This window comes from Streptomyces sp. NBC_00224 (genome assembly GCF_041435195.1).
Classification (GTDB): Bacteria; Actinomycetota; Actinomycetes; order Streptomycetales; family Streptomycetaceae; genus Streptomyces.
In genome coordinates, this window is record NZ_CP108106.1 from 51002 (window position 1) to 71003 (window position 20002).

The 20002-nt window shown below is 69.9% G+C and carries 17 protein-coding genes; 8 read left to right on the top strand and 9 right to left on the bottom strand.

Annotation, left to right across the window (positions count from 1 at the left end):
• Window positions 1–271 precede the first annotated feature (271 nt).
• The 7 genes from OG965_RS00285 to OG965_RS00315 all read left to right on the top strand — a co-directional run bounded on the left by OG965_RS00285 (window position 272) and on the right by OG965_RS00315 (window position 10223).
• On the top strand, window positions 272–3007 hold the full coding sequence (locus tag OG965_RS00285) for a hypothetical protein (RefSeq protein ID WP_371647857.1): 2736 nt from the start codon (window positions 272–274) through the stop codon (window positions 3005–3007).
• A complete protein-coding gene (locus tag OG965_RS00290; RefSeq protein ID WP_371647859.1) occupies window positions 3004–4158 on the top strand; it encodes a C40 family peptidase in 1155 nt (384 codons plus the stop codon). Before OG965_RS00285 ends, OG965_RS00290 begins: the two co-directional genes overlap by 4 nt.
• Window positions 4155–4802: a hypothetical protein gene (locus OG965_RS00295; RefSeq protein ID WP_371647861.1), complete on the top strand. Its 648-nt coding sequence runs from the start codon at window positions 4155–4157 to the stop codon at window positions 4800–4802. Before OG965_RS00290 ends, OG965_RS00295 begins: the two co-directional genes overlap by 4 nt.
• The gene (locus OG965_RS00300; RefSeq protein ID WP_371647863.1) at window positions 4778–7408 is read left to right on the top strand and encodes an ATP/GTP-binding protein; all 2631 of its coding nucleotides are present in this window, start codon (window positions 4778–4780) and stop codon (window positions 7406–7408) included. Before OG965_RS00295 ends, OG965_RS00300 begins: the two co-directional genes overlap by 25 nt.
• Entirely contained in the window at window positions 7405–8316 is a 912-nt protein-coding gene (locus OG965_RS00305) for a replication-relaxation family protein (RefSeq protein ID WP_371647865.1), read from the top strand. The genes OG965_RS00300 and OG965_RS00305 overlap by 4 nt, the downstream gene beginning before the upstream one ends.
• Before the next feature lie 261 nt (window positions 8317–8577).
• Window positions 8578–8844, top strand: coding sequence for a hypothetical protein (locus tag OG965_RS00310; protein ID WP_371647867.1), 267 nt, complete (start codon window positions 8578–8580; stop codon window positions 8842–8844).
• Between the two features lie 530 nt (window positions 8845–9374).
• Window positions 9375–10223 (top strand): class I SAM-dependent methyltransferase, encoded by an 849-nt coding sequence (locus OG965_RS00315; RefSeq protein WP_371647869.1) that lies wholly within the window; start codon window positions 9375–9377, stop codon window positions 10221–10223.
• A 283-nt stretch (window positions 10224–10506) separates the two neighbouring features.
• Here the strand turns inward: OG965_RS00315 and OG965_RS00320 are convergent, their stop codons facing one another.
• The 3 genes from OG965_RS00320 to OG965_RS00330 all read right to left on the bottom strand — a co-directional run bounded on the left by OG965_RS00320 (window position 10507) and on the right by OG965_RS00330 (window position 11865).
• Complete coding sequence (locus tag OG965_RS00320; RefSeq protein WP_371647871.1) at window positions 10507–10689, bottom strand: hypothetical protein; 183 nt, start codon at window positions 10687–10689, stop codon at window positions 10507–10509.
• Between the two features lie 11 nt (window positions 10690–10700).
• Complete coding sequence (locus tag OG965_RS00325; protein WP_371647873.1) at window positions 10701–10832, bottom strand: hypothetical protein; 132 nt, start codon at window positions 10830–10832, stop codon at window positions 10701–10703.
• Between the two features lie 406 nt (window positions 10833–11238).
• Entirely contained in the window at window positions 11239–11865 is a 627-nt protein-coding gene (locus OG965_RS00330; RefSeq protein WP_371647875.1) for a hypothetical protein, read from the bottom strand.
• 203 nt (window positions 11866–12068) lie between these two features.
• Here OG965_RS00330 and OG965_RS00335 point away from each other — a divergent pair, with 203 nt between their 5' ends.
• Complete coding sequence (locus OG965_RS00335; protein WP_371647876.1) at window positions 12069–13067, top strand: hypothetical protein; 999 nt, start codon at window positions 12069–12071, stop codon at window positions 13065–13067.
• A 105-nt stretch (window positions 13068–13172) separates the two neighbouring features.
• Here the strand turns inward: OG965_RS00335 and OG965_RS00340 are convergent, their stop codons facing one another.
• From OG965_RS00340 to OG965_RS00365, 6 genes are all read right to left on the bottom strand, one after another.
• Window positions 13173–13916, bottom strand: a complete 744-nt coding sequence (locus OG965_RS00340; RefSeq protein WP_371647878.1) for a ComF family protein — start codon at window positions 13914–13916, stop codon at window positions 13173–13175.
• Window positions 13913–14878 (bottom strand): DNA-processing protein DprA, encoded by a 966-nt coding sequence (locus tag OG965_RS00345; RefSeq protein ID WP_371647880.1) that lies wholly within the window; start codon window positions 14876–14878, stop codon window positions 13913–13915. The genes OG965_RS00340 and OG965_RS00345 overlap by 4 nt, the downstream gene beginning before the upstream one ends.
• 180 nt (window positions 14879–15058) lie before the next feature.
• Window positions 15059–16309 carry an HAD family hydrolase gene (locus OG965_RS00350; RefSeq protein WP_371647882.1) on the bottom strand — a complete coding sequence of 417 codons (1251 nt, stop codon included), beginning with the start codon at window positions 16307–16309 and terminating at the stop codon, window positions 15059–15061.
• A gap of 529 nt (window positions 16310–16838) precedes the next feature.
• Window positions 16839–17915 carry a GNAT family N-acetyltransferase gene (locus OG965_RS00355; RefSeq protein WP_371647884.1) on the bottom strand — a complete coding sequence of 359 codons (1077 nt, stop codon included), beginning with the start codon at window positions 17913–17915 and terminating at the stop codon, window positions 16839–16841.
• Window positions 17916–18111: 196 nt separating this feature from the next.
• The gene (locus OG965_RS00360) at window positions 18112–18753 is read right to left on the bottom strand and encodes a DUF6875 domain-containing protein (protein ID WP_371647886.1); all 642 of its coding nucleotides are present in this window, start codon (window positions 18751–18753) and stop codon (window positions 18112–18114) included.
• A gap of 33 nt (window positions 18754–18786) precedes the next feature.
• On the bottom strand, window positions 18787–19983 hold the full coding sequence (locus tag OG965_RS00365; RefSeq protein ID WP_371647888.1) for a pyridoxal-dependent decarboxylase: 1197 nt from the start codon (window positions 19981–19983) through the stop codon (window positions 18787–18789).
• Window positions 19984–20002 lie beyond the last annotated feature (19 nt).

Sequence of the window (20002 nt, forward strand, 5' to 3'; positions counted from 1 at the left end):
GCAGTGGCCGCGAGTGTGGCCTTCGCTCTGATCACCATCGCCTGTGGTGTCATCGCCCTCACGGTCGCAGGGGGCGTGCCAGCGGGATGGTGGCCCCGCACCGGGCGGGCCTTTGACCCCGCCCCGGATCTTGTTCAGCAAGGCCCGTGTGCGGTGAACGTCGGCCTGGCCGACGCGTTGGACTCGGCCGGTGTGGGTGTGGCGGGTGTGGGTGTGATCGGCCTGGTGGTGTGGCAGGTGGGGTGCCTGCCTGGGCCGGGGCGGGGCTGAGATGCTGCGTCCCCACCGTGCGACGTGGCGTTCACTCGGCTTCGTCGTGCTGCTCACCTGGGTGTTCGTCGTGGTGAACACCCAGGTCGTCTACGCCGCCAGCAGCAATGCTGAGACCGGGGATCTGCTCGCGCCGCTGAACATCGCCTCGTCCGAGGGGGTGCCGATCGACGGGTACGAGCTGAACGCCTCCGGCGGCTCCATCGTCGCCTTCAAGAGCCAGGCCCTCGCCTTCGCCCTGTCCGGTCTGTTCACCCTGGTCCGGCTGCTGGTCGGCCTCGCCGGATGGGCAGTCGAGGTGGCCTTCCGCTTCCCGCTGCTCAAGATCCTCACCCGCCCCGCGCAGAAGGCGGCCGACACCTACGACAACGTCGTGGTCGACACCCTGGGGTTGAAGGGGCTGCTGCTGGCGTGGGCATTCGTCTTCGCCGCCTTCATGCTGGTGCGCGGCCGGGTCGGCCGGGGGCTGGGGGAAATCTTCCTCACCCTGCTGATCGGGGCGATCGCCGCCTCTGCGCTCATCCGCCCCGACACCCTGCTCGCCGAGTCCGGGCCGCTGGGGCAGGCCCAGCAGGTCGGTGCCGAGGTCGCCCAGCAGAGCGTCGGCGCCTATGACTGGGGCGGCAAGCTCGCCAGCCGCGGCCCCTGCGATGCCATGACGGGCAACGGCGAACGAACCTGCCTCGCCCAACCAGGGCACGAGCCTGCCGCTGCCGTGGCGGTGGCCCGCCCGCTCCAGGACTCGCTCACCAACGCTCTGATCGTCAAGCCCTTCATGCTGCTGCAGTACGGGCGCATCCTCGACCCCGGCAAGGCATCCGACCGTGCCGCGTATGCGGTGCATCTGAAGTGGGTCACCGGCGGCTACAAGCCCAGGGACGATGTGCCGGGCGGGCCGTGCAGCCTGATCAAGGGCCCCGCCAAGCAGTACTGCCTGGCCGGACAAGGCGGCGCGGCACCCGACCGCCGCGACGTCCTGCCGTCCCTGACCGCGGCCGGTGACCTACTCGATTCGCCCCATCCGGTGCTGGGCGAGGACGACCAGGAGTTCGCCGCCTTCCTCACGGATCTCAAGAAGACGGGGCCGGTCGGCAAGGCCTGCGCCGCCTACGCGGAACGGCCCACCTGGTGGCGGGTCGGCGGCGCCGGGCTCCTCCTGGTCGCCGCACTGTTCATCTGCGGCATGCTCCTGTCCTCCGCGGTCGTGCTGCTGGGCACGCAGGGCGTGTGCGTGGCGGCCGCGGCCGCCGGCGGCATCACCTTCGTCGCGGGCATGCTCCCGGGACCGGCCCGGCAGTCGGTGTGGAAGTGGCTGTCCCTGTGGGGCATCGCGATCGTCGCGGTGGTCGGGATCTGCGCGTTCATCCCGTTCTTCGGGATCGCCATAGATGCCACCGTCACGAACGGCCCGGACCTGATGGTGGAGCGGATCCTGCTCATCGACGTCCTGGCCATCGCCGGTACGGCCGGGCACCGCCGCCTGCTTGGCGGCATCAGCTCGTTCGGGCGGCGGATGGCGATGCGGATGCGCTACGCCAAGATCGGCGGCACCCACCTGCCGGGCGACACCTCCGAACTCGGGGCCGCGCTCGCCATGAACTCCCCCGCAGCGCTGGGCGGATACGGCGGTGGGCTGCGCCTGTTCACCGGCACCGGCGGCCGGTACGGGATGCTCGGCACCCGCCAGCGCCTGCTGGGCGCGCTGAGCTCCCTGGCCGACGGGACGGGGATGCCGGTGGACACCGGCGCGATGCTGGCCGACGCCAGTGCCGAAGTCGGACGCGGACTCGCCCCCCTCACCGCGGCCGCCGCAATCGGCGGGCTCGGGGCGCGGCTCGGCGTCAGGGGCGGGCACTGGCTGCTGATCGGACGACGGCCGGACAAGGAGCAGCTGGCCAAGTGGCGCAAACCCACCGCCGACACGGACACCAACGGTGGCGGACCGTCGGGTGGCGGGAGCGATGGCTCGGGCGGCACCGGTCCGCGTCGGCCCGGTGGGCCACCGGACCGCTACCGCGACGCCGACGGCCAGATCATCGACCGCAACAGCGACACGGTGCTGCACGACCAGCACACCGACCGCACCCTGCTCTCCACCCGGGCACACAACCGGCTGGTCCGCTACCGCGGTTACCGCATCCTGCACCGTGGCGGCCGGACCGCTTACGGGGCGACCGTCGGGCTCCCGGCCAACGTCCGCCGGACCCGCGCGGGCGACACCGTCGCCTCGCGCTACACCCGCGACGCCCGCCAGCAGGTGCGGGTGTGGGGCAACACCTGGCGCGAGGACGGCCGCGCCTGGCACGACACCGCACGGCACGCCTCCCATGACGTGCGGGAGAACACCGACCGCGGCGGCCCCGGCCCGTTCCCCAGCCGCCGCCTACCGACCACAGGCACATCGACAGTCACCTCCCGCCCGGTAACCCCGGCTCGGCCAGCGTCCCCCGGACGTCCTGCGGGCCCTCCGGCCCCCGCCGGACGGACCGCCCAAGCAACGGGTGCCCCCTCTACAACCACGCCCCCGGCACAGCCGTCGCACCCGGACGGTCCTGGGCGCCGCGCTCGCCCCGATCTTCACCAGGCCGTGCTTCCCGGCGGCGGGAGCGCCCGCGGGCAGGCGCGCCAGGAGGCGCGGGCCCGGATGCAGGAGTTGATGCGCAGGACCGCCCCCGAAGCCGAACGCCTGCGCCAGCAACGGGCCCGCCGGCGGAACAAGGGCGGCGAGCAAGAATGACGCGTTCTGGACGCCGCGTCCGGCGGTGGAGATGCCTGCTGGCGCTGCTGGTGTTCGCCGCCACGTGCTGCGCGGCCCCCGTATCCAACGCGATCAGCGCATACGTAACGCTCAGAACACGGGCGCAGGACGACGGTGGCCTCGTTGAGGGCGGCAGCGCGGCGGACATCCCGGCCCGGATGCTCACCGCCTACAAGAACGCTGCCGAGCACGTCGGCGCGTACGTACCGAAGTGCCGGGGGATGCGCTGGCCCGTCCTGGCGGGGATCTCGAAGGTCGAGTCCAACCACGCCGTCGGCCGGACCATCGCCGCCAACGGCGACATCCGCCCCCGGATCTATGGGGTCTTGCTCAACGGCTCCGGGCAGGGCGGCAACACCACGACAGTTACCGACACCGACGGCGGCAAGTGGGACGGCACCTCTCAAGGTGAACGTGCGGTCGGTCCTTTCCAGTTCCTGCCCTCCACTTGGGAGTCGACAGGCAAGGACGCCAACGATGACGGAATAGCCGATCCGCACAACGCGGACGACGCCGCCCTCGGCGCCGCTCTCTACCTCTGTGGGAACGGCCGTGATCTGGCGCAGCGTTCACAGCTCGAAGCGGCGATCTGGCAGTACAACCACTCCACCGCGTACGTGGCGGAGGTGCTGGGCTGGATCGACCAGTACACGGCGGCGGCCGCCGCCGGCCCGGCGACGAACCACTTGACCGGCACGGTCCGCACCGTCATCCAGGCCGCCCTCGCCCAGAAGGGGGTGCCGTACTCCTGGGGCGGCGGCGATGCCAGCGGCCCCACCTACGGGATCTGCTGCACCCCCAGCGGCAAGAGCGGCACCAGCATTAAGGGCTTCGACTGCTCCGGGCTCACCGCGTACGCGTACGCCAAGGCCGGGGTGCGCCTGCCGCGCACCGCAGCCGAACAGGCTGGGGTGGGAAAGCGGATCCCGGCCGGCCTCGGCACCAGCGCTCTGCGCCCCGGGGACCTGACCTTCTACGCCTACGCTCCCGGGCGCGACGCGACGATCTACCACGTCGGGATCTATGTGGGCGGCGGGCAGATGGTCAACGCCGCCCGCCCAGGGACTGTCGTGCGCCTCGACGCCGTCACCGCCATGTCCGGCTACGCGGGGGGAGCCAGGCTGCTGTGACCACCACACCGCGCTCCCCACGTCTGCTGTTGCTGAGCACCGTCATGTTGGCCGTCGGCGGAGTTGCCCTGCTGGGCGTGCCCGACCGGCAGGAGCCTTCATCCCCGACGCCAGCGCCGACCGAGCACCCCACCACCCGTCAGCCACCGGTCCACAGTGCTTCTCCCTCGACCCCACTGGCCCCCGACACGTCTGGCGCCGCGACGCCACCCCAGTCGTCGCCCACGGCCACCACCTCCGCTCTGCCCCCGCGCGGCGACGGCCTGGGCGGCGACGCGGTCATTCAACGGAGCCTGGAGGCGGCCTGGCCCGCCGACCTTGCGCCCGCTGATGAGCGGGTATTGCTCGACGCCGGCCGCGCGCTACTGCGGGCGGATGCCACCGGCGTCGGCCGCGCGCAGTGGCCCACCGTCTTCCCCACCTCGGGCCAGGCGCTGGCCCCGGCGTTCTCTGCCGCGCGTTGGCGCGTCCAGGCCGCGGTCGCCCGCCGGGAGGGGGCTGCTGACCGGGCGGTGGTGCATCTGGTGTGGGCGGGCGCTGATCGGGGCGGCGCCTACGCGGAAGGCCGCATCACCGACTGGCACTTCGCCCGCACCCTGTCGAAGAAGGAGGGCATCACGTGGATACCGCGGCCCCGTACGTGACCGGACCGGCAGGCGAGGCGGCGTCCGCGCCGTTCCTCGGGCTCGTGCTGGGCGTCGTGCATGCCGTGGGCTGGGTGATCACTTATTGGTGGGTGGTGGCCGCGGCCGCCATCAGCCTGTGGGTGGCGGGTGAGGTGGTGGTGCGCCGTCTGGCGCGTAAGGCCTCGGCGCAGCGGATGGCGCTGGAGCTCGTGCCGTCGCGGCATTTCGATCCTGGTATCGAGGAGATTTTCCGCCGGGGTGTCCAGCTCGCCCGGGCCTCGACCTCCATGCCGTGGTGGGCGCCGCGGCGCTCAAAGACGGTGCAGATCCGGCTGCGCGCAGACGGCTCCAGCCCGCTGCGCTACCGGATCGAAGGACCGGCAGGCGGTGAACGCCTGTTGTCGATCACCCCGTTCGGCCCCGGGGTGACAGTGAACAGGGCCGGCTCGCTGACGGACAAGCCGCGCACCCATGTGGTGCGGGCGGAGTTCATCCTGCGCGGCAGGCCCACCGCGCCGCTGCGCGAAGTACCCCTCTCCCCCGACCCGCTCCAGCCGCTCGTCGATGCTGTGTCCGACCTGCGGGCCGACCTGGGTGACCTGGCCGAGATACGGCTCGACATCCAGCGCGCCCCCAAAACGTCGCTGCGCGCGCGACGTCTGCAACTGATGACGCAGGCGCGCCGCATGGAACGGCGCGAGGCCCAGCGGGCCGCCCGGTGGATACGGCAGGACGCCTTGGGGATCGAGGACTCGCTGGCCTGGCAGGTGCAGCAGCTGGTGACCGGAAAGAACAGCGGTGGCGGGCGGCGGCTGGTGATGCCGCCGGTCCCCCGCCGCATCGATCCGGCCGACGCGCTGGGCAAACTCGCCGACGACGACCACCTGGTGCGGGTGCAGTTGCTGGTGATGTGCGCCTCCCACACCAAAGGCCGGGCCGAGGCCCGGCTCGCTCAGCTCCAGGCGGCGCTGGATGTGTTCGGCGGCGGGTCACGGTGGGCGATGCGCGGGCTGCGGGTGGGTCCCTGGCGGATCGGCGCGGACCGCTGGCCCAGCCGCCGCGCCTTCGAACGCCGCTGGAATCTGGGGCACTGCCAGCCGCCGCGCGCCAACTGGGTCCAGCTGGACGAACTGACCGGTCTGCTCAAGCCTCCCACCGTGCACTGCCGCCTGCCCCTACTGGCCGGCGACCTGCCGACCTTCGCACACGGCAATCCCGACCTGCTGTTGCAGGGGATCTACCGCGGGCCGGACGGCCGCCGTCGCCTGGTCGCCACCTACGCGCGCGAGACGCTCTTCGAGGTCGGCGTCGGCAAAGCAGGCGGCGGCAAGACCGAACGCGCCTTGGCCCAGGCCATCGGCTGGGCCCACGCCGGCGGCGGACTCATGTTCGTCGACCCCCACCGCGACTCGTGGCCGCGCGCGCTGCCCTTCTTGGCCCACGACCATCTGATGGAACGGATCGCGCTCATCGACCTCAACGCACACGGGCCGACTCCGCAGATCAGCTGCTGGAACCCGATCGGCATGCACCAGGGACAGGTCGCCCACGAGGTCGTCGAAGCGACCGCCGACGCGTACGCGTCCGTGCTGGGCTGGGACGATGCCACAGCACCGCGGGCACTGACCATCTTCACCGCGGCACTGGCGGTGCTGGTGGCCGTCAACGAGGCCGCCTGCCACGCCGGGAAGCCCGAGGACCAGGCCACGATCTTCCACACCCGCTCCCTGCTCACCGACCCCGCCTTCCGTGCCGCAGCCCTCACGGCGGTGGAGGGGTGCCTGGACGAGGAGACCCGCTCCTGGTGGCACACGGTGTTCCCCACGCTTCCCGCCGACGCGTTCGCCGTGGTCCTCAACCCGATCGCCCGCCTCGCCGCGAACCCGGTGACCCGCGCCTTCCTCGGACAGCCCGCCGGCGTCTACAACATCCGCGCCGCCATGGACACGAAGATGATCGTGTGGGTGTGCCCGGGCGGCAACGGGCCCACCGACCGGCTCATCACCGCGCTCCTCGCCCGCGACCTGTTGCGCGCCGTCCGCTCGCGCCGCGACACCCCCGAAGACCAGCGGGTGCCGTTCCGCTCCTACTTCGACGAACTGATCACGCTGACCGGCGCGGCCCCCGAGACGATCGCCGCGATGTTCGAGGACTTCCGCAAATACCGCGTTCACGTCCACGGCATGACCCAGCTCCTGGGCCGCCTTCCTATGCCGGTGAAGCTGTCGCTGGTGCAGAACGCCTCGACTCTGGCCTCGACCGCGGGCTCGCAGTCCGCCATCACCCCGATCACCGCCGAATGGGGCGACCACCCCAGCCCCGAAGTCGTCGCTTCTCTGGACCGGTTCGAGCACTACATGTCACTGACCGTCGAAGGCCGCCGTGTCGGCCCCGTCCGCATCACCGGCCCGCACCTCGATGACGTCTTCGCCGACTACGCCCGCCCCCACGAGGCGGCGGCAGTGGAGCGCGCCGCCCAGGCCGCGGCGGGCGCCGCACCCCTTCCGCAGCTCACCGACCGGGCCGAAAAGCAGCTGACCCGTGTGACCCGCTTCGTCACCCGCCACGCCGCCGCGACCGGCCCGCGTACCCGGCCGGGCAAGAAGAAGAGGTATCAGCCGTGAGCACCCCCTTCGAGTCCCCGCCCACTGGAGGTCGGCCGAGTCCCGGCGAGACGCTGGCGCATCAGCTCCTGGCTGCGCTCGCCCAGCACCGCATCGCGACCACCTCTCAGCTCCATGAACTCCTCCGTCCCCACGCACGGCTGCAGACCCTCTCCGCGCCGCTGAACAAACTGCGCCACGAAGGCCTGGTGGATGCCGCGGTGCTGCCCGCCTCCAACCGGTCCCGCCTGTGGTTCCTCACCCGCGAAGGCGCCCGCCTCACCCGCGACTTCCCCGCCCTGCGCGGCCGGCCCCCCTACCCCATCACCACGGCGACAGCCGCCTCGCTCAAAACCCCGCACACCCTCACCGTCCTGCGCACCCACCTCGCCTTCGTCACCGACGCCCGACAGCGCGGCGACGAGCACGGCCCCTGGGACTGGACCCCCGAGGTCTCCCACCCCCTCGGCGACGGCGAGCGCCTCATCGCCGACGCCCTCATGCACTACACCCTCACCACAGACCACCAGCGCACCCAGCTCCGCGCGTTCATCGAAGTCGACCGGGCGACCATGAGCAGCGAGCGCCTCGCCACCAAACTCATCGAATACGCCCGCCTGTGGACGTACGAACCGCAACTCGTCGGCCGGCCCCGCACACGCCAGCCCACCCCGGGGCCGATATGGCTGCGCTGGTACCCCGTCTTCCCCCGCATCCTGTTCGTCCTGACCGGGGCCTCCCGTACCGTCCTCGGCAACCGCATCAGCGACCTGCAGGCCATGGCGGCCGAACACCCCCTCGTCGCCGCACTCGCCCGGCAGGTACCCATGGGCGCAGCCATCCTCGACGACCTCGAAAACCCAGGCCCCACCGGCAACGTCTGGAAGCCTCTCGCCGGGGGCAAAGCACGGCCGTGGACCGAGTTGTGACGCAGCCGCCCGGGCAACAGCGGGGGCGCAGCAGGCCCCGGAAAGGCTCCCGAACCGCGCTGCGCGCCTGCGGTTTCGGCATGCGGTACGCACGGCAGTGGGCGGGCAAGGCTCGGACTGGAACGTCACCGATGGGAGCCACTCCCCTCTCACCCTGGTCGAGGTATCCGCCCAAAGCCCGCCCAGTCTGCTGCGGCGACGACATCATCGTCCCGATATGCCTGGCAGAGCCCTGCTTGGTGTTCCTATAGTTCTGCCTCGATGAAGAGACGCGTGCAGTTTACTGAGCAGGCCGGGCGGTTCCGTGACTACCTGCCAGCCGAAGATCGCAAGAAGTTGGTACGTCTTGTCGACAGGATCGCAGCGGAGCCTGAAGCCGCTGCCAGTCACCTTGCTTACACAACCGACTCTGTGACGCGCTCATTGTGGGAAGACCATGTGATGGTCAACTACGTCGTGACCGCCTTTTACATAGTGGTCATCGAGGCGGACATCTACGACGCCTCGCGTGGCTTCAACGAGGTGTAGGCACCTTGCTGGGCCGCTGCCAGCACAAGATTGGCGGCCGCACACACGCCGCTGCCCAGCTCAGCCGCAGTCACCGCCTTCCTCGCGGGCGCTGCCGGTCTGTCGGGGGAGAACGGATGGCACTGACCACCGCCTCGGTGCAAGGCCGTGCGACTGGATACCCTCGCCGCAGCCTGGGCACACCAGAGGGAGACGGTGGGTCAACTACGGACGTCAGCGGGCCCGGACCACGCTGATCTGCTCGTCGGGACAACCCGCCAGCGTCTCACTCAGAGCGGCTTGCGCGGTCGGGTCGATGCTCAGTCCCCCAGCGGATCTTGTCGGCCACCCAGTCCGTGACGTACTGGCTTTGTTCGCGAGAACGGGCTCTGGTCCACTTCGTGTGGTCGCGTACACAGGGGTGACTGTTGGTCTTCGCCTAATGGTGGTTTTGGTGGTCGTAGCCGGTCACCGCGCGCATGACTGGTTGGCCGCGCATGAATCTGGCTCCACTCATCAGGCCCCCTGGGAATCTCATCTAGTCTGGCGTGGTGACTGATGAGCAGGAGCGGGTGCAGCCGTCGGGAGTGTGGGCCACGGCGGTGGGGGTGGCCAGGGTGCGGGCTTTGGAGAGCGAGCGGGAGAACGCGCTGTTCCGCGACCCGCTGGCACAGGCCTTCGCCACCGCCGGCGGCCTGGGGCCCTCCTCGCCGCCGCTGCCCGACGAGGCCGCGCACCTGCGCCGACTGGCCGTGTCGCACTCCATCGTCATCAGGACGAAGTTCCTCGACGACCTGTTGCAGCAGGCCTGTGCGTCCGGGGTCCGCCAGGTCGTGCTGCTCGGCGCCGGCATGGACAGCCGGGCCTTCCGGATGGACTGGCCCAAGGGCACCCGGCTGTTCGAGGTCGACACCGCCGCCCCACTCGACTTCAAGGCTTCGATACTGCGCCAGGAGCAGGCCGTCGCACGCTGCGAGCGGATCACCGTCGCGGTGGATCTGCGCGAGGACTGGGCAGCCGCGCTGGCCGCCGCAGGACACGACCCTGCGGTGCCGACCGTATGGATCGCCGAAGGACTGCTGATCTACCTCCCCGAGGAAGCGGTGGAACTGCTGCTGGCCCGGATCAGCGCGCACTCGGCGCCGGGCAGCCGGATGGGGCTGACGCTGAGCCCGCGCGGCGTGATCGAGCGCTTCCGCGCGGACGCCGAGCCGGGATCGGCGGCGTCCATGTGGCTCTCGGAGATGCCCGACGACCCGGTGGACTGGCTGGCCGGGCACGGCTGGGAGGCCACCAGCCACACCCTGCGCGAGCGCGCCGCCGCCTACGGCCGCCCGATCACCACCCCGCCGCAGAGCGAGGAGCGCCCCGGCGGACTGATCTCGGCCGTCCGCCGGTAGAACGCCTCCTGGTTCCCTAGGCTGCCCAGCCGTCAAACGGCAGACTGTTAGGCACTGTTTCTCGGATCATGTTCGGAGCCAGATCATGAGGGCTGTTGGGCAGTCATGCGTACCTTGATCACCATCACTGCCGTTGCGGCAGTCGCCGCTCTCGCGGGCCCGGCCGCCGCCCTCGCCACCTCCGGCAGGCCGCCGGCTACCCGGGTCACCGCGGATTTCCACTCGTGCGGCTACTACCCGACGGGCCCGGTGCACCTGCGGTCCGGGCCGGGCACGCGGTATCTCACGCCTCCGTGCCGGGATCCTCCCCGGATGCCCAGCGCGCGGTCAGTGGAATGACGACAGCCGCGCCCACCAGGACCCCCACGGCGGCGCCGCCGAAAAAGCCGAATGCGGACGACGCAGAGGGAAAGTGGCTTCCGTCGGCCCAGGCCGCGACGGTGGGGAGGCCCAGGCCGAGAATCACGCCCGCAGAGTTCAGGAATAGTCCAGCACAGGGCTCATCACCCCTATGCCCGCCGACCGCCATCGCACGAGCCCGCCCGCAGCCGCAGCCGCCATCAGCGCGGCAGGGAACTGCCAGGTGAGAAAAACATCGAATCCTGTCATGGCCTTCCCCTCGACGGTTAGAACGCGTCTTTGACTGAGTCCTCGTTGGCTTCGTGGTGACCGTGAGGGCACTGCTACAACGGAGCCGGGGGAATGGACGGGCACGTTCTGTGTCAGCGTGGGAAACATGAGCCAGCCGAAGCAGATGTACCCCCGGTCCGAGGCGCGCCGCCTGCGCGCTCACCCCTGCCCCGCCTGCCGGACGATGAGCCATCCTCGCATCTCAGAACTCCCGAGCCTGCAGCCTGATCTGGACCCGGACGTCCTGGTCACCTGGCTCTGTCCAGACCCGCTGTGTGAGCAGCACGACGGGTTCTGGATCGCCACCAGGTAGCGGCCGACGCCGAACGGCGCCAGGGAGCCTTGCCACGGGCCGAGTTGCGTGGTAGCCACCCCGTGGCCAGGGTTAATTGGAGACCTCTGTTGTATCAGTCGGTCGGACACTAACGGCCGGGCGTCCGTAGCGCTTGAGGTGTACAAGCCGGGGATCGGGCTGCGGATACTTCTTGCGGCGGTTCAGGCACAACTCTCCTGCCTGCACGCCGCACTGCGGACACGGGAAGGTCAGGGCCTCGCGGCGCCTTTGCTCCTGTTTCCGGCGCTGCCGTTCCTGGCGCTCCGCGGGCGTCAGGCTACGGTCCCGGATCTCCTGGTCGGCGCAGAACCGCACATGCAACTGCGCGGCGTTTTCGGCGTCCTTGCGCTTCGGCTTCTGGCATGCCCAACCGCAGTTCGGGCAGTGCGTCACGTAGAACGCACGGCCTGGACAGCGTGAGTCGAGCGGGCGTTGAACGTGCTTACCCTTCCCCGTTCGCGGGCACCGGGACCCATCCGCATGTTCCGCCGTCAGCCTGGGGCGGAATTGGCTGAAGATGATTGGGTCCACGCGCGACATGATCAGTGCCCACCGGTTCATGTGCACGACACCGCCCGGGCAGGGCTCTCCTTCGTCGGCGCCGCAGTCCGGGCACGGCACCGCCGTGGGGGCCATGTCGTCCCACTTGCGGATCACGTCCGTCGTTTCCGTCGTCATGGCGTACCAGTATGCGAAGCTGCCGTCCGGCCAGAACGCAGCGACATGCACGGACAATCGGGCCTCGGCCGATACCGAGGCGCTCCGGCCTCCCTTCGTTGGAGCCTTCCGAACTTCACGATCGCTCCAGCAGCGGCCGCGGCGGCGGCGGAGGAGGATGATGGGGAGGTGCGATTCCCAAGTCTCCGAGAGGGGCTGTCGCGTTGAACGACTTTTCCGATCATGAGACCAGCCCGTACGAGGCACTCCGGCAGGGCCGGACGGCGGCGGATCGTCTGATGACGCGCATGCTGGACGCTGGCGGAATGTTCCATGAGGTGGCGGCAACCCAGGTGCTGCTGTCCACCGCGAGCCCACGCATCCAATTCGTCGAGACGGCTGGCCAGGAGAAGGAGAACGGAGCCGACTGGCTGTGGTGGTGGGTGGACCGGGACGGCACCTGCTACGGGCTCCTCGTCCAGGCAAAGATCTTGAAGGTGCACGGCACGCGCTGGAGCATCGATTTCACCTACAAGACGCCCGGCGACAACAGGACGCAGCTCTCCAAGCTGATCGGGGCGGCAAATCGCTTCCAGGTCCCTGCGGCCTACATCCTGTACTGCGGTGACTCGCAGTACAGGTCGACGCTGAACTGCGATCGCACCCATGATGACGCTCTTTGCAAGGAACGCGACCGGGCCGGGGTGTCCATCGTCTCTGCCCTGGTGGCGGAGACCGCAGTCGGTCTGGGCGGGAGAAGTGCGGGCGTGATGGCCTTCCACGACGCGACCCCTGTCGAAGACATCGCCAGCCCCGACCACCTGGACGCGCCGATCGTGCCTCTCGTGCGCAGCCTGGACGAAGGCCTCGACCGCTTTTTGCGGCAGCCGCAGCGGGGGTCTCGCCGGGTGGCAAAAGAGCTTCTCCGGCCGGTTCAGCAGATCAGGTACGGCCAGTTCGCCGGTGCGGCGGTCATGGACCGCGCCGCTCCTGTCACCGGCGCCCTTTTCGAGAACGTCCCCAACGACTTCGGGCACTTCTCCGTGCCTTACCTCGCGCACGCGCTCCGCGGTCTGCGGGCGGAGGCCCCCGACTACGTGCGCGACGTCCTGGAAGGCCGGACTCCTCCGGCATGGGTCACTGACCACCTCGGCGGGATCGTCGTGATCCCCGACGCGGACGCCCCGACCACGGCATCACCGGCCCGGGCCGGTGGCGCATGACCACGGCCCCTGGGCAGGCCGCGTGAGTTCGGTGCGGCGTATCCGGCACTGACCCACCGACCTGAACCAGCCGCCAGGCTCACTCCTGGGGTCTCGGGGGCGGAGTCATCCGCTCCAGGGGACTCGGGCGAGAACCAGTCCCCGGATGTCGGCGGCGCCGGTCGCCCGGAGCCGGAGCGCGACGTGCTGGAGCTGCGATCCGCTGGTGAACACGTCATCGACGAGCAGGATGGTGGCTCCTTTGATGTCGCTGGTGTCTCCGGTCCAGGTCAGGGCGGCGGCATGCGCGGTGGCGGCCGTGCGCTTCTCGTCCAGCGTGCGGTTCGCGGACCGGGCCGTCTCGGCCTGCTTCACCAGCCGGTGTGCGCCCGGCGGGCTGAGTGGGAAGGCTCGGGTCACGTCCTCAGTGTAGGCGGCGTCCATGATCGCCTCGATGTGCTGGATCGGCTGGCGGCCGGTGTGGGTGGGGTTGCCGACGACGTGGTCGACGCCCCGCATCTCCTCGGGGTGGCTTTCCATCCAGCCGACAAGGAGCCGCCCGAAGATCATCGCCCAGCCGGCCTTCCCGTCGTACTTCAGCTTGTGGATCTTGTCGCGCAGGGCTCCGGAGTACATGGCCACTGCGTCGACTCGGGAGAACCCCCGCTCGGCTTCCGATAGCGCGCACACCCGGTTGCTGCACTGCCTGCCGGGCGCGACCACCTGGGAGCAAACCGGGCAGTGGGGCTCGGCGACCGGCTGGAGGGTGCGGCCGGCGCAGTCGGAGCACAGGCGGGCGGTGCCGGTGATGCGGTAGGCGCATACGGGGCAGTCGGGGAAGCCTGCCGGATCCGGGAGGCCTGCCGTCACAGGCCGGCCAGGGCGAGCTGCTGGCGCTGCTGGCCGGCGGCCTGGATGTCCGTGGCCTGGCCGAGGCGGTTGGTGATGTCGCTGGAGGCGGTGACCAGGATCGCCCGGTCCTCATCGAGCATCTTTTTGGCCCAGGGCTGGGTGTCGGCGAGGGAGCGGATCAGGAAGACGAGTTTGCCGTGCTCGGCGGCCAGGCGGGCCTGCATCTTGGCGCCCGACGTGCTGGAAGCCTCGATGACGACGCTGCCCAGGGTGGTACCGGAGGTGACGACGTTGCGGCGCGGGAAGGTGTACTTCGCCGGGGGGCTCGTGGGCCAGAACTGGCTCAGCAGCGCTCCGTCAGCCGTGAGGATCGCCTTCGCGAGGGGCCGGTTCTCGGCCGGGTAGATCGGGGCGGCGATGCCGGTGCCCATGACGGCGAAGGTACGGCCGCCCGCAGCGAGCGTGGCCCGGTGGGCTGCCGCGTCGATGCCCTTGGCCAGACCGCTGGCGATCACGACGTCGTGTTCGACGAGCTCGCGGGCCATCCGGCCGGCTCGGCGCAGCCCGTCCTCGGAGGCCTGGCGGGTGCCGACGACGGCGATGGAGCGGGCGTCGCGCTGATCGAGCTCGCCGTGGTAGAAGAGGAATGGCGGCAGGTTGCCGATCAGCCTCAGGTTCGCCGGGTAGTCCTTGTCGAGGACCGTGACCAGGCGCGCGTCGGCGTTGCTGGCCGCGGCGAGCTCGTCGTCGACGCGGGCACGGGCTTCGTCCAGGCCGGCGGCCAGGGCCTGCTGCAGCAGGGGGCGGTTCTTCGTCGCGGCACGCGAGTCCTCGTGCAGCTGTCCGTCCATGAGCGCGGCCAGGCCCTCGGGGCTCTGGGCGCTGCGGGCGAGCAGGCTCCAGTCCAGGGAGGTGTCGCCGATGCGCAGCGCGCACAGGGTCAGCAGATCGTGCTGCTCAGCGGTGATATTGAGGTCCATCGGGTGTCCTTCTACTCGTGGCCCCGGGATGTTCGAAGGATGAAGCAAGGTTCTCGGGCCACCTCCATCATGGCGTACGCGGACCCCGTACGGGAGGGAAGGGTGTGGTCGGGTCGATCGTTCGGCTCAGGTTCTCCCCGAGCCGCGTCGGCTCGTCCGAGGGCCGGATGATGGGCACAGTCACTCGGAGTTCTGCGCGGCGGCGATGAAGTGGGACATCGTGGCCTGCAGGGCGCTGTCGGGGCCCGGGCCTGAGTCTCCGGTGACGGGCGTCGTCACAAAGTTCCTGGCTGCCAGGTGGTAGCTGACCTGGTAGGGGTCGATCGTCGTTCCGGGGCGCAGCTGGTAGGCGGTGTGGCGGGAGGCGCCGTACTTGCCGATGGTCAGGGCGATGACCTGTGCCGCGTTGGCGCTGGTCAGGAGGGTGCGGGCCCACTCGATGGACTTGCCCTCGGTGGTGAAGTCGTCGAAGACGATCACCATCTTGCCCTTGAGCTTGCCCTTGTACTTGGGGTTGATCCGGACGGTGCGGGCCTGGGCGCCGATCGAGATGTCCGCCGTGCTCGCCTCGCCCCGGCTCCGCTTCCACCGTTCCAGGCTGGTGTCCGGGGCCTGGCCGGTGCGCTCGAGGAGGTCCTCGCGGTAGTAGGAGCCAACCATCACCTTGGCCTTGGTGAGGAAGCCGGCGAGTTGCTGGCTGACCCGGCCTGGGGAGCTGCTGGGGTAAACGCAGAAGAGGCTGCGGTGGGGCAGGGTGCCGTCGAGGTATGCGGAGGAGAGCAGGCGCAGCATCAGGATGTCGCGGGCGTCCTGGCTGCCGACGGTGATCGTGCGGCCGCGTGTGAAGACGTCTTGGAGCTCGAAGGTCCGGCCGGCTTCCCGGGGGAACCGCACGTTGGGAGGCAGCAGCGAGCGGATCTTGAAGGAGCGGGCGTCGTCGTCGTGGCTGAAGGCCCAGCGGGGTTCATCCAGGAGGAAGTGCTCCAGGAGCTCACCGACGTCCGCCGGCTCGTCAGCCAACAAGGTGAGCATGCCCTTGTTGTCGCGGACGTGGCTGGCCCAGCGGGCGTGGACGTGAACGACGCCGGCGTTGATGCCGGTGCGCCAGTCCCACTCCGAGGTTCCCACCAGGACGATCTGATTCGCGCGCAGCTTTAGGCGGTCGGCGACCGTCAGCAGCCAGGCACCGCTTCCACGGGCCGGCCTGCCGGGGATGTCGTCGCGGCACAGGTGGAGGGCAGGCGCGGGCAGACCAGCAGCCGTCAGGGCGGCTTCGGCGTCGAGGGAGTCGGTCGTGAGCAGTACGAAAGAGATGCCGTGTTCGTCGAGCCACTGAAGGAAGTCGGCGATCCCGTTGTGGGCGTGCCCAGGCGAGCGCAGGACCGCCTTGTAGTCGATCACGACCGCCCGCACCGTGCTCGTCTCGTCCATCGCCGCCCCCACTGCTGTGCCATGATCATGCGCTGACCCTCTCGCCATGATCTCAGCCGGTCTGACCGCGCACCTGCGGTTTCCGAATCCCCCGGTTCTGGTTTCTGCGGCTGCCGCCCGTACGGCTCCGTCAACGGCGGACTCGCCGTCCCAGGCGTCACATCCGCCTCAACTTAGTCAAGTAACCCACTCCTCTGTCCCGCGAGGCTTGTAGGGCACAACCACCCGGCCCCCGGAACGGGGGCATGGACGGTGGAAGAGCAGAACGCCCGCGCGGTGACCGTCGACAAGATCGTGGTGGGGCTGGCCCAGCGGCCTGGGACGGAGCCGCCATGTGCGGGCCGCCCTCAAACGCCTCTACCTCACCACACTCGCCCTGGTCCCCACCGGACGCGGACGTCAGCGGTGGAACAACAAGTGGAAGACCGCGTTGAACGAGTTCGACCGGCTCTTCGACGGCCGCCTTACGGCCGGACGGGTAACAACCCACAAGAGAACTACTAGGCCAAACCAGCGAGAAACACCTAAATCATGATAGACCCGGGGAGTCGACCGTAGCCAGTGGTTGGCTGGCGATCGCCAGTGTTCGTGTCCATGTTGCGGCGTACTGGGCCTTGTAGTGGATCTGGCCGGGTTCTGGTCGCGTTCTGCCGAGATCCAGCGTCTGGTATCCAGAGCGTTCCAGGTCGGCGGTGAGATGCCGCAGGAGGGCGTGTCCAGGCGCCAGGGCGCAGGCGGTGGGGTTCATGGCGGCGAGGGCGGAGTGGACACGGTGTCCGCGGTGCAGGCACAGCTGGGTCGCGACTACGTCCTCATCGAGAGTCAGTGTGGCGATGAAGGCTGCGGTGCTGCAGCGTTCGAGGACGGTGCGCCACGGCTGAAGGCCCTGATGGAGTAGGCCTTCCGGCTGGTTTGGCCGCCTCAGCCGGTGCAAGTATTCAAGGGTGGGAAGGGTCTCCAGCAGTTCGGCGGTGCTCTGGGTGCGGCGGTAGCGGACGCGGTGGCCGTGCTCGGCCAAGTTGTCCCAGACGCGCTGGCGGCGCCGGTGGCCGCGCTGCGTTGTCCGGGAGAGGCCTCCATAGCCGACCGGCAGGGCGATCATGGCGTAGGGCGTCTGGTCCAGGGAGCCGTTCCATTGCACGGCCAGCTGGTGAGCGAGAGCACTGTCGGCCGGAACGTCCGAAAGCTCAACCTGCGTTCCGTCGCGGGCCAGTCCGACCAGGCATCGCACCAGTGCGTTCGCGACGGCCAGGTGTTCACTTCCGGGGCCGACGGCGCGAATGCATTCGGCGGCGGGTGCGGACAGTGGCCGCATCCGGTCATGGCCGTCGTCCGTCACCTCGTATGTCATGGCCATCGCCGCGACAGGTCCACCGCTGTCATGGGCGATCACCATGACTGGGGCGGCCGTGAGGGGCAAGTGCCGTGCCCAGCCTCCCAGCCAGGCCCTGGACTGGTACGGCGTGCTGTGCGGGTCGCGGGTGTAGAGGGTGGGCCAGCAGCGGTCGAGGAAAGCGAGGGCGCGCCGGTCACTCAGCACAGTAGTGCGGATGCCCTGGTGATCGGCTCTGCTCGAGGTGTCGGTGTCGGGGACGGCAGTGGTCATGGCGTTGGACTCCATGGAGGCGGCTGGGGGGAGGATGCGCCCCCGCAGCGCGGCCTTCGGCGTGCGGTCGGGGGCAGTGAGCGCAGCGGTGGCGTTGGAGTCGCTGGTGTAGGCCAGAGGCGCTGCCAGCGCACGAATCCAAGGGATGAGGTCCGCGGTGACGCCGCCGTGTCACACAGGCGGTGTCAGCCCGTGGTCACAGGGTTTGCGGGTGGGCTGCTGCGCAGCTGGATGGTGTGTCCCATCGCTCGCTGTCCGGGAAGTGGCGCTGGTAGGCCCCCAGCTGCTGGTCGTCGTCGGCGAAGAGGTGGTCATCGCGGGCCATGCGGCGGATGACGATAAGCGGGGCCGGCGACCGGTTCACGGCGAAGAAAGCGTTGTGCACGGCCGTGGCCGGGCAGCGCGGGTGGAAGCGGCTGATCATCAGGCCTCGCCGCATCACGTCTGCCTTGACCTCGGCGTGGACGCGGTCGAGTTCGCCCCAGTGATCGGGGGCAAGGCCCTGGAGCAGCACGACGAGGCAGTGCAGTTGGCGTGCGTGGGGAGGCCAGGGGTGGTGTTCGAAATCGTCGACCGCGGTGCGCAGGACTGCGTGGAGCCAAGTCCGGGCCTGGGCGAGGCTGGTGTGCTGGCGGTCGCGGGGTACCAGGTCTCCGGTCGGGGTGTCGGTGGCGGCCCGTACGCGGATGACGCCGTGGCGGCGGGCTGCGGTGACGTAGGGGCAGACGGCGCCACTGCGTCCGAGGAGGGGATGGGCGCGCATGATGTAACTGTCGAGCCAGGTGTCGATCATGGTGCGCTGGGCGGTGGCTGGGCGAGTGAGAAGGATGCGTTGCATAGGGATGTTCCTGTCGCGTGGTTCGGCCTCGTGTCAGGGGGTGCGCAGGTCGCGGCGGAGGGCATCGATCGAAGTCCGTGTGACGTGGCCGGCGGTGACCAGGCGGGCCAGCTGGCCTTCGCAGACGAGGTGCCACTTGCGGGCGACCCGTTCGGCGGGCCGGTCGAAGCAGACGGTGAGGGAGTCGGTGGTGCGGGTGGGGTGAACGCCGGCCAGGGTGAGCTGCTCGACGGCGTACTGGACGGTTGCCAGGCAGCCAAGAACGTGGGCGCGTAGGCCGGAGTGCCCGATGCGCCGCAGCACACACCAGAGGAGCAGGGCGGCCAGGCCGCTGCGGGAGTGGCCGTGCTTCTGGCTGGTGGCCTGGCCGTAGGTGCTGGCCAGCAGGGGCGCCGCGACGTGGTGTCGGCGGGTCAGGACGACGCCGCACGGGATGAGGGCGTCGAGGATTTCGTGGCCGCTGATGGAGAGGGAGTCGACGCCGTGGGCAAAGTTCCAGCGGGGTGCGGAAGGCGCGTGGGCGGCGATCAGCCCGCCGCAGGCGGCGTCGGCATGGACATGGACACCCCCCGCCGTTGCAGCCGATTGACGGAGTTCGGTGACGTCGTCGTACGCGCCGCGCATGACCGTTCCGATCGTTGCGACCACGATGGCTCCTGGGCCGCGCCCGGCGTGGGGACGGATGCGGCGCTGGAGGAGCGCCGCGCTCTTCAGGGCCTGTGGGTCCATTGCCCCGTCACGCGTGGTGGGTATGGTCACGAGCTTCATGCCGAGGAGGTCCGCGGCTGTGGCGACGCTGTCGTGGGCCTGGTCGGAGGCGTAGACGGCGGCGTCGGGCAGCCGACGGCGGGCGGTGGCGAGGCCGAACAGGAGTCCCTCGCTGTCACTGGGCGTGACGTAGCCGAAGGTGTCCTTGGGGCGCGCTTGGGCGGTCTGGGCGATGAAGCGGACCACGGCCTGCTCGTAGGCCCTGGTGTCGATGGTGCAGGCATCGTTGTTGATCGGATCAACCACGCTGTTGAACAGCGCGCCCGTGGCGGAGCCGAGGTCGGGGGAAGCGAAGGCACGGTTGCCGGCGAAGCCAGGGATGCGCGGTGTCTTGGCACGCAGTGCAGCGATCAGAGCGAGGACTTGGACAGCGTCGTCGAGCGGGTCCGAGGGGAGTTCACCGACGTACAGTGCGGTTTCAGCCGGGCATACCGGCGTCCAAGTCGTCCTGCGCTCCGGCATTCCCGGTGCGGCCGGTTTG

Excerpts from the sequence above, each read along its gene's own strand:
- OG965_RS00285 (WP_371647857.1), top strand. The coding sequence starts at position 272 with ATGCTGCGTCCCCACCGTGCGACGTGGCGTTCACTCGGCTTCGTCGTG.
- OG965_RS00290 (WP_371647859.1), top strand. The coding sequence starts at position 3,004 with ATGACGCGTTCTGGACGCCGCGTCCGGCGGTGGAGATGCCTGCTGGCG.
- OG965_RS00310 (WP_371647867.1), top strand. The coding sequence starts at position 8,578 with ATGAAGAGACGCGTGCAGTTTACTGAGCAGGCCGGGCGGTTCCGTGAC.
- OG965_RS00325 (WP_371647873.1), bottom strand. The coding sequence starts at position 10,832 with ATGACAGGATTCGATGTTTTTCTCACCTGGCAGTTCCCTGCCGCGCTG.
- OG965_RS00330 (WP_371647875.1), bottom strand. The coding sequence starts at position 11,865 with ATGACGACGGAAACGACGGACGTGATCCGCAAGTGGGACGACATGGCC.
- OG965_RS00345 (WP_371647880.1), bottom strand. The coding sequence starts at position 14,878 with ATGGACCTCAATATCACCGCTGAGCAGCACGATCTGCTGACCCTGTGC.
- OG965_RS00350 (WP_371647882.1), bottom strand. The coding sequence starts at position 16,309 with ATGGACGAGACGAGCACGGTGCGGGCGGTCGTGATCGACTACAAGGCG.
- OG965_RS00355 (WP_371647884.1), bottom strand. The coding sequence starts at position 17,915 with ATGACCACTGCCGTCCCCGACACCGACACCTCGAGCAGAGCCGATCAC.
- OG965_RS00360 (WP_371647886.1), bottom strand. The coding sequence starts at position 18,753 with ATGCAACGCATCCTTCTCACTCGCCCAGCCACCGCCCAGCGCACCATG.
- OG965_RS00365 (WP_371647888.1), bottom strand. The coding sequence starts at position 19,983 with ATGCCGGAGCGCAGGACGACTTGGACGCCGGTATGCCCGGCTGAAACC.